Below are 8,199 nucleotides of genomic sequence, written 5' to 3' on the forward strand. Positions count from 1 at the left end.
ATGTCGGTTCCTAAACCAGCCACCACGACAGTCATCAATATAAAAGAAATGATTTACTTTTACGTTTGAAAAAAAATAGAGCCATGACCAATTTCAACATATCAATACCCGACCAAAAAGTTGAGTTTTTTAAAGAACTGATAAGAAATCTTGGATTTGCAAAAATTGAATCTGTTGATGATTTTGACATTCCGGAACACCATAAAAGGATTCTCGACGAGCGTTTGAAGCACCTTAACGAAAACCATGGGTCTTTGCGGGATTGGGAAGAGGTAAAAAAAGAACTGGATAAAAAATATGATGTACAAAATTGAACTTACCTCTTTTGCTGAACTTGATATTCAGGAAAGCATCCAATGGTACAATGATGCTTCAAATGGTTTAGGAAACAGTTTTTATAAAAATATTAAGTCCACAATTTCTTTGATTCAACGAAATCCAAAGTATTTTCCGGTACGATATAAAACAATCCATACAGCCCTTGTAAAAGAATTCCCCTTTATGATTCATTACCAAATAAATGAGACAAATGAGGCCATTATTATTTTGGGGGTTATTCACACAAGCCGCAACCCAAAAATATGGGATAAGCGGACTGATTGATCAAGATCAACATTGAAACAAATACGACTTTCATAGATATGGCAAAAACAACAAAAAAATTAACTATTCATTCAAACCATGAACCCATGGTTCTGTTGCCACTAAAACAGTACGAATCGTTAATTGAAGATATTGAAGATCGTTTGACAGCAATGGAACGTAAAGATGAGCCGGAATTAACACATGAGGAGGTCGAAAAAAGATTTACAGAAATTTTCGACAAACGATGAAATGCTCCCTTACGATCTGAAAAGTTTTTCCCCAAATTTCTAAAATGAAAAAGTGTCAGTCGAATACCCGCGCCGAAGTTTCAATATAAAGAAATATAACCACTTAAACCATTCAACGCTAATCTACGTTAAACCTGCCAATAAACTGCAACACTATTCAACATGCTTCACGATTTAATCACCATAACCCCCCAACACGAAAACTCGGCAAAGATGGTTTTCGATAAATTGCTTGAGATGAGAGTCGCAAGCCCAAAAGAAAAAATGATCGTCACCATTTCGGGCGAAGTAGGTTCAGGAAAATCCACCATTTCCATCGTCCTGGGTCGCTTGCTTACCAATCAGGGAACCCGCTCAAAAATCATTGACCTGGACGATTTTTACAAAATTCCACCGTTGGAACGCAGAGCATGGCGCATGAAGCACGGTATTGACAGTATTGGTTACGATGAATACGATTGGGATAAGGTGAATCAAAACATTGACCATTTTCAAAAAAGTAAAGTTTGTAAAATGCCCTGCGTTGACCTCATTACCAAGCACGTGGATGAGTTGACTACCGATTACAAAGGTATCGACATGCTCATTATTAACGGGCTGTATTCACTGAAAATCGAAAATGCCGACCTGAAAGTTTTCATCGAACAAAGTTTCGACAAAACCTTTGAAGCCCAGCAATACAATTGGAAAGAAAAGCTGGATGACTACCGTTACAAAGTGCTCCAGCGCGAGCATGAGGTGGTAAACTCGCCAAAAGGGCTGGCCGATTATTACATTGATTTTGAATCAAGTTTTTTTCACCTTTAACATAAAGTCAAAAACTAATGCTTGGAGATATTCTTCTAATTACCGAAAAACACCGTGCAGCAGCCGCTATTATTGTGGACCACATGCTATCCAATCGCAAAGACCGTATGGTGATTGCTATTTCAGGCGAGTCTGGTTCAGGGAAATCAGAGCTGGTACATGCCATAGCCAAACTGTTGCGCAAAGAGGGCATTTTTGCCAAACCATTTCACACCGACAATTACTACAAGACTCATCCGCTTGAACGACGCGAATGGCGCTCGAAACACGGAATCGAAAACGTGGTTGGGTTTGATGAATACGACTGGGAGGCCATCAACCGTAATATTGCCGACTTCCGCGAAAGTGAAGTGTCCGAAATGCCCTGTGTCGATCTGGTTACCGAGCAGGTTGACCGACTGATCACCAACTTTGGCGAGGTGGACATGCTCATTGTTGACGGGCTCTACGCCATCAAAGCGCCGGATGTTGACCTGCGAATCTTTATTGATCTCACCTATCTTGAGACCAAAGAGAAACACACCAAAGACGCCCGCGGTAAGGAGGTGATGGATGAAGCCCGGTGGGCAACGCTCGGACAGGAACACAAAATGGTGCAGTCACTCAGACCAATGGCTGACATCATTATCACCAAAGATTATGAAGTTCAGGTGGTAAAAGGATTTTGAAATTTCAAAGGTCTTCTCTAACTTGCAGGTTTTCTCTATCAAAAACAATTCAAAAAACATTGAAAAGTGATTTGTTTAGGTTGATAATTACTAATTAGCCCATGGCAAATCAACCATAGTTCAAAACCTCCATAAACTCACAACCTAAATATTTGCGGTGAAAAAGGAAAATAATCACCGCATTTATGCGGTAAATAATCTGTATTTTTGCCGCAAATTAATTTTTAGTCATGGCAAAATACATCTACGAATATGATAACTGGACGGACTTTTCGTGGGATGATAAAGCGATAAACACCTTGTTCGGAGAAGTCCGGTTAATGCAGGGAAAAATCGTCGGACAGATGAACACGCTTGGATTTTCTACAAAAGAGGAAGCTACACTTACTACTTTAACATTAGACGTAGTTAAATCATCTGAAATAGAAGGCGAATTGCTGAATTACGATCAGGTACGCTCATCAATAGCAAGACGCCTGGGCATCAATACCGCAGGATTGGTGCCAAGTAGCCGTCATGTAGAAGGTGTGGTAGAAATGATGCTTGATGCCACACAAAGACACAACTTGCCTTTAACCGAAAAACGATTGTTTGGTTGGCACGCAGCGCTATTCCCAACAGGGTACAGCGGACCTTACCAAATAGAAGCCGGACAATACCGAAGTGGCGAAATGCAAGTGGTTTCGGGAGCTATGGGCAAAGAGAAAGTACATTACGAAGCTGTAAAAGCCAATCTGGTAAAATCAGAAATGGACAAGTTTTTGGATTGGTTCAATAACGATAACACGCTTGACCCTGTTTTAAAAGCAGCCGTAGCGCATTTTTGGTTTATTATCATTCACCCTTTTGACGATGGTAATGGCAGGATTGGAAGAGCCATCAGCGATATGTTGCTTGCAAGGGCAGAGGGTAGTGGGGAACGTTTTTATAGCCTGTCTGGCCAGATATTAATAGAACGTAAGCGCTATTATGAAGTATTACAAAGCGTACAACATAGTACAAAAGACATAACCGAGTGGATACTATGGTTTTTGAACTGCCTGAAAAATGCTATGATCGCCACCGAAGACATTACTCAAAGAATATTGCGTAAATCCGGATTTTGGAAATTACACGAAAATACACCGATTAACGAACGTCAACGCTTAGTGCTAAATAAGCTTATTGACGGATTCGAAGGCAAACTACAAACATCAAAATGGGCGAAATTGACCAGGGTCTCTACCGATACTGCTTTGCGTGACATCAAAGACTTAATTGAAAAAGGCATCTTAAAGCAAACAAATGAAAAAGGGCGAAACGCAAACTACGAATTAACCGACTTAAAAATGGAATAACCTCTGGCTTTTGCAAAAAGTACCGTGCTTGTGAATCGCCAAATGTGCCAGGCAGCAAAACTTAGATTACCAGAGCGCATAGACCAAAATTAATGTTAAAAAAGCCCATAATTTAATAACAACAAAAACAGACACAACGCCACACCTTATGACCTATAACTACGCTCAATTATCCAACGGCATCCGTGTTATTCACCGCGAAACCTCGGGCAATGTGGCCCATTGCGGTGTGGTAATTGATGCCGGTTCGCGCGACGAACTTCCGGAGGAAAACGGCATTGCCCACTTTATCGAGCACATCATTTTTAAAGGAACAAAAAACCGCAAGGCTTTCCACATCCTTAGCCGGCTCGAAAACGTCGGAGGCGACCTGAACGCCTACACCGCCAAAGAAGAAACATTCATCTACGCTTCATTCCTGAAAGATTACTACGAGCGGTCACTGGAGCTTTTCGCCGATATCCTTTTTAATTCAACATTCCCCGAAAAGGAAATCCAAAAAGAAAAAGATGTGGTGCTGGATGAAATTAACTCATACAAGGATTCCCCTTCGGAACTGATTTTTGACGAATTTGAAGAACTGCTTTTCAAAGGCCATCCCATTGGCGGAAGTATTCTTGGCAGTCCTGAAACCGTAAAAAGCTTTCGGCGGGACGATATCATCCGGTTTATGTTGCGCAATTATCTAACCAGTAGGATGGTGATATCATCGGTGGGAAATATTAGGATGGACAAACTGGTGATGCTGGCAGAACAATTTTTTGGATGGGTTCCGGTGACAAACGCAGAAGTGAAAAGGGAAATGTTTGAAAAATATACCCCCGAATCGAAAACCGAACCGAAGTCGAATTTCCAGGTGCATTGCGTGCTTGGGAACCTGGCTTACAGCCTGAAAAATGAAAAAAGGACTGCATTGGCACTGCTCAACAATATCCTGGGTGGACCCGGTATGAACACACGCCTCAACCTGAATATCAGAGAACGCTACGGTTATTGTTACAACATCGAATCACACTACCAACCTTTCTCCGACACAGGGTATTTTAATATTTACATTGGAACTGACAACGGTTACCTCGACAAATCCATTCAGCTTATTTTTAAAGAATTAAAAGCGCTAAAGGAAAGAGCTCTGGGAACACTTCAGCTCCATCGTGCCAAACAACAAATCATTGGCCAGTTGGCTATTTCACTCGAATCGGGTGTCGGCGAAATGATCTCTATCGGGAAAAGCCATCTCTTTTTTGATAAAGTGGATACATTTGAAAAAATTCAACAAAAAATTAACCTTCTGACAGCAAAAGACCTTCAGGATGTGGCCAATGAAATTTTTATTCAGGATAAATTCAGCACGTTGACTTATCTGCCCAAACAACCATAATAATCCCATCTCAAAATCTTTGTTATGATACAACCCATTCACCCTGACTTCGAAACCTATGCTGAACAATATACTTCAGAGGAGCCCGATTATCTGAAAGAGCTTTATCGTGAAACCAACCTGAAAACAATGTACCCACGTATGATGTCAGGTCATCTGCAGGGGCAGTTTCTGAAAATGATCAGCCAGTTGATGTATCCCCGTCGCACTCTCGAAATCGGAACATTTACCGGTTATTCCGGAATATGCCTTGCCCAGGGTCTTGCTCCGGACGGACTGCTGCACACCATTGACAGCAATCCCGAATCGGTGGCCATCGGGAAGAAATACTTTGAAAAAGCCGGAGTAAAAGACAAAATCATTTCTCATATCGGAAATGCGATGACCGTCATCCCTGGGATGGATGAAGTTTTTGATTTGGTTTTCATTGATGCAGACAAGGAAAATTACCTTAATTATTACCAGCTTGTTTTCGAAAAAGTCAGAACCGGCGGAATAATCCTGGCCGACAATGCTTTCTGGGATGGCAAAGTGCTCGACGAACAGCATGCCGATCATGAAACGAAGGGGATTATTGAGTTCAACCGCTTTATCAAGCGGGACAAGCGGGTTGAACATCTGCTGCTGACGCTCAGGGACGGGTTGATGATGATCAGGAAAAAATGAGATTTTTAATGGAACATCTCAACAAGACTGTTTTCAACTGATTGTTGCTAAAGCTATTTCAACTAACCAGTGATTTCTCCGGTTTTTTCACAAATACAAAAAGTCGCTGGACTGTTCTGAATGCCATCAAAGCCAGCAGTGGCATGATATCAAGTGGCAGTTGCTGAGGCATCCTGTTCCAGGTTACAAGGCAGAAAAAAATCAAAGTAGCATAAACAACAAGGTAAACGGTAGCTAATTTCTTCCAGCCCGAAACCAATGCAATCACAAAAATCAGGTTCAATGGATTTGCCCAAAGAATATTCATATTCGATTGGAACGATGGGTGATCGCTGAACAACCGGAGAAAAAGAAACAAAAGTCCAAGAATTCCCGTAACTGTAAAAATGAACAGATCAAATCGATCGGAAGTTTGCCTTGTAGTTTTTAATAACAGAATCTCCGCAACATACAGTACAAGCAAAAGCCAGAAAAAAACCATCGGACCTGCAAAATCACCAGGTCTTTCAAATGTTTCCTTACCCTGAAACAGTAACTTCGACTCCCCTACCCAATCGGTTTTGGCCAGCCCATTCATCAGATTGGCCGGCAAAAAATAGCTTTGATAGTTGGAAATTTTTATATCTGATTGTTTCCCAAGAAGGAGGTTAATACCCAACGACAGCCATGGATCGTGATGAATATATTGGCGTAGCTCTTGTCGAAAAGTCGAACCGGATGGGTGGTTGAAGAGGTCATCATATCCCTGATCGCCTGCTTGAGCATACAACAGCCCGAGTACCCGTGTCGTGCAGTTATCCTCAAAGAAATCGTACAGGTAACCCCTGTTTTCGGTCAATGAATTCATTTCCAACGAGTCATAAATCCGATTGAGTAATCCCGTGTCAAACGTGAGCACCTGCTCATAAATACTTCGGTTTTCTGAAGTGTACTCTTCCAGGAAATCATCGAAATCTGTTACCGTCAGCGCATATTCGAGGTTTCCCATCAAAAACCGCAGATAAAAATGAGATTGGCTAAAATCGAATGTTCCGTAATTGTAAACTTTGTCAAACCTGTTTAACGGGTCAACAATGCGAATGGCGGTATGGCCGAAAATAGCATACAAATCCTCTCCCTGTCCGCAGGTGAGGATCGAAATTTTTGCCTGGTCAGAAAGTTGTTGTGCAAAAATAGCTGGTGAACAGTACAGGAAGGCTACCAACAGGAAAATTAATCGCCGGGAGAGGCTATTCAGACTTTTTAACAACGACATAAAAATTGTTTTCGATTGGCAAGTAGCCCATTTCGTAGCAATAGAAATAGGTTGTACCGGCTTTGGTTGTGTAAATGTTTGTAAAGAAGTTAAAATCGAAGCCCTCTTTCAGCAGCATATCCTTGTGTACGGTAGCTTTGCCAACCGGGGCCAGTTTCATCAGGATGCGCCTGTTTTTCTGCAATTTACTATTGACGTTTCTGATGTAGTTTGTTTCAACCCTGTTTTGTCGGTTGTTGTAATTGTTGCGACATTGATCGGAGCAAAAAACCTTGTCAATCCTTCCAAGGATTTTTTCCCCACATTCAGGACATAGTTTTTCCATGATATTCAGGTTTTTATTACGGTTGTAAAAGTAAGAACATTTTTGCAATATCCGTTTACAAACGTTTACACCCGCTTAAGTCCGTTTACAAACGCAAGTAAATGTTTATTAACCGAATCACCCCAATCCCCCACCCTATCTTTGCTCCATGATTTTTTACTTAGTTCCTGCCAGAAAATTTTTAATGTTGAAAATCATTGTTTTCCCCAACCCTCCCGAAGTTTCGGGATAAATTCCGGGAGCAATGATTTTCAACGATTTACTCCCTTTAGGGCGGGGTAAATAAATCGTTGAAAATCAAATTCAGAATATTTTCTGGCAGGAACTTCTTAATGTTTAACCATAAATTTTAAATGTCATGAAAAGCTTAAGAAACAGTGTTCAGTTGATTGGGAACCTTGGAATGGACCCGGAAGTAAAACAAGTAGCAAATGGTAACAAGATGGCCCGCTTCTCCCTGGCCACCAGCGAAACCTACAAGAATGAGAAAGGTGAGAAAGTAACCGACACCCAGTGGCACAACCTCATCATCTGGGGCGGACTGGCCGAAGTGGCCGAGAAGTACCTGAAAAAAGGAAAACAGATCGCAGTGGAAGGCCGTCTGGAAACCAACACCTACGATGACAAAGAAGGCAACCGCAAGTTCTACACACAGATCGTGGTAAACGACCTGGTGATGCTCGGAAAAGAGAGCAACTAACCCTCACTTCCCTGAAAACCGAAGCCCGTTGGAGCAATCTGGCGGGCTTTTTTATTCCAAATTTTTAGGAGGCTCTCTAAAAAGTCGATTATTAGCACAGAGCGTTGAAAATCTATGAGGAAGACTTTTGAGACCGCCTCTTTATAATAAACTCTTCACTACCCTCTTCACCAATGTTCCTTTTTCACCACTTAGTTTAAACTGGTAAACTCCGGATTGAAGATCCG

At 41.5% G+C, this 8,199-nt stretch carries 11 protein-coding genes; 9 read left to right on the forward strand and 2 right to left on the reverse strand.

Annotation, left to right across the window (positions count from 1 at the left end; all coding sequences use genetic code 11):
- Nucleotides 1-83: 83 nt before the first annotated feature.
- From IH598_08035 to IH598_08070, 8 genes are all read left to right on the forward strand, one after another.
- Nucleotides 84-314 carry an addiction module protein gene (locus IH598_08035; GenBank protein ID MBE0638454.1) on the forward strand — a complete coding sequence of 77 codons (231 nt, stop codon included), beginning with the start codon at nucleotides 84-86 and terminating at the stop codon, nucleotides 312-314.
- Nucleotides 298-603: a type II toxin-antitoxin system RelE/ParE family toxin gene (locus IH598_08040; GenBank protein ID MBE0638455.1), complete on the forward strand. Its 306-nt coding sequence runs from the start codon at nucleotides 298-300 to the stop codon at nucleotides 601-603. The genes IH598_08035 and IH598_08040 overlap by 17 nt, the downstream gene beginning before the upstream one ends.
- Nucleotides 604-689: 86 nt before the next feature.
- Nucleotides 690-833 (forward strand): hypothetical protein, encoded by a 144-nt coding sequence (locus IH598_08045; GenBank protein MBE0638456.1) that lies wholly within the window; start codon nucleotides 690-692, stop codon nucleotides 831-833.
- Between the two features lie 162 nt (nucleotides 834-995).
- On the forward strand, nucleotides 996-1,640 hold the full coding sequence (locus IH598_08050; protein MBE0638457.1) for a uridine kinase: 645 nt from the start codon (nucleotides 996-998) through the stop codon (nucleotides 1,638-1,640).
- 17 nt (nucleotides 1,641-1,657) lie between these two features.
- Entirely contained in the window at nucleotides 1,658-2,308 is a 651-nt protein-coding gene (locus IH598_08055) for a uridine kinase (protein MBE0638458.1), read from the forward strand.
- A 230-nt stretch (nucleotides 2,309-2,538) separates the two neighbouring features.
- Nucleotides 2,539-3,645 carry a Fic family protein gene (locus IH598_08060; GenBank protein MBE0638459.1) on the forward strand — a complete coding sequence of 369 codons (1,107 nt, stop codon included), beginning with the start codon at nucleotides 2,539-2,541 and terminating at the stop codon, nucleotides 3,643-3,645.
- Between the two features lie 148 nt (nucleotides 3,646-3,793).
- Entirely contained in the window at nucleotides 3,794-5,026 is a 1,233-nt protein-coding gene (locus tag IH598_08065) for an insulinase family protein (protein MBE0638460.1), read from the forward strand.
- Between the two features lie 24 nt (nucleotides 5,027-5,050).
- Nucleotides 5,051-5,692, forward strand: coding sequence for a class I SAM-dependent methyltransferase (locus IH598_08070; GenBank protein ID MBE0638461.1), 642 nt, complete (start codon nucleotides 5,051-5,053; stop codon nucleotides 5,690-5,692).
- Between the two features lie 58 nt (nucleotides 5,693-5,750).
- On the opposite strand, the gene IH598_08075 is transcribed toward IH598_08070, so the two are convergent.
- Together IH598_08075 and IH598_08080 are read right to left on the reverse strand one after the other, a co-directional pair.
- The gene (locus IH598_08075) at nucleotides 5,751-6,947 is read right to left on the reverse strand and encodes a DUF4105 domain-containing protein (GenBank protein ID MBE0638462.1); all 1,197 of its coding nucleotides are present in this window, start codon (nucleotides 6,945-6,947) and stop codon (nucleotides 5,751-5,753) included.
- Nucleotides 6,922-7,272, reverse strand: a complete 351-nt coding sequence (locus IH598_08080; GenBank protein ID MBE0638463.1) for a DUF2116 family Zn-ribbon domain-containing protein — start codon at nucleotides 7,270-7,272, stop codon at nucleotides 6,922-6,924. Before IH598_08080 ends, IH598_08075 begins: the two co-directional genes overlap by 26 nt.
- Nucleotides 7,273-7,630: 358 nt before the next feature.
- Here IH598_08080 and IH598_08085 point away from each other — a divergent pair, with 358 nt between their 5' ends.
- Nucleotides 7,631-7,972: a single-stranded DNA-binding protein gene (locus IH598_08085; protein MBE0638464.1), complete on the forward strand. Its 342-nt coding sequence runs from the start codon at nucleotides 7,631-7,633 to the stop codon at nucleotides 7,970-7,972.
- Nucleotides 7,973-8,199: the final 227 nt, after the last annotated feature.

The organism is Bacteroidales bacterium (assembly GCA_014860585.1).
In the GTDB taxonomy this organism is placed as follows: domain Bacteria; phylum Bacteroidota; class Bacteroidia; order Bacteroidales; family 4484-276; genus RZYY01.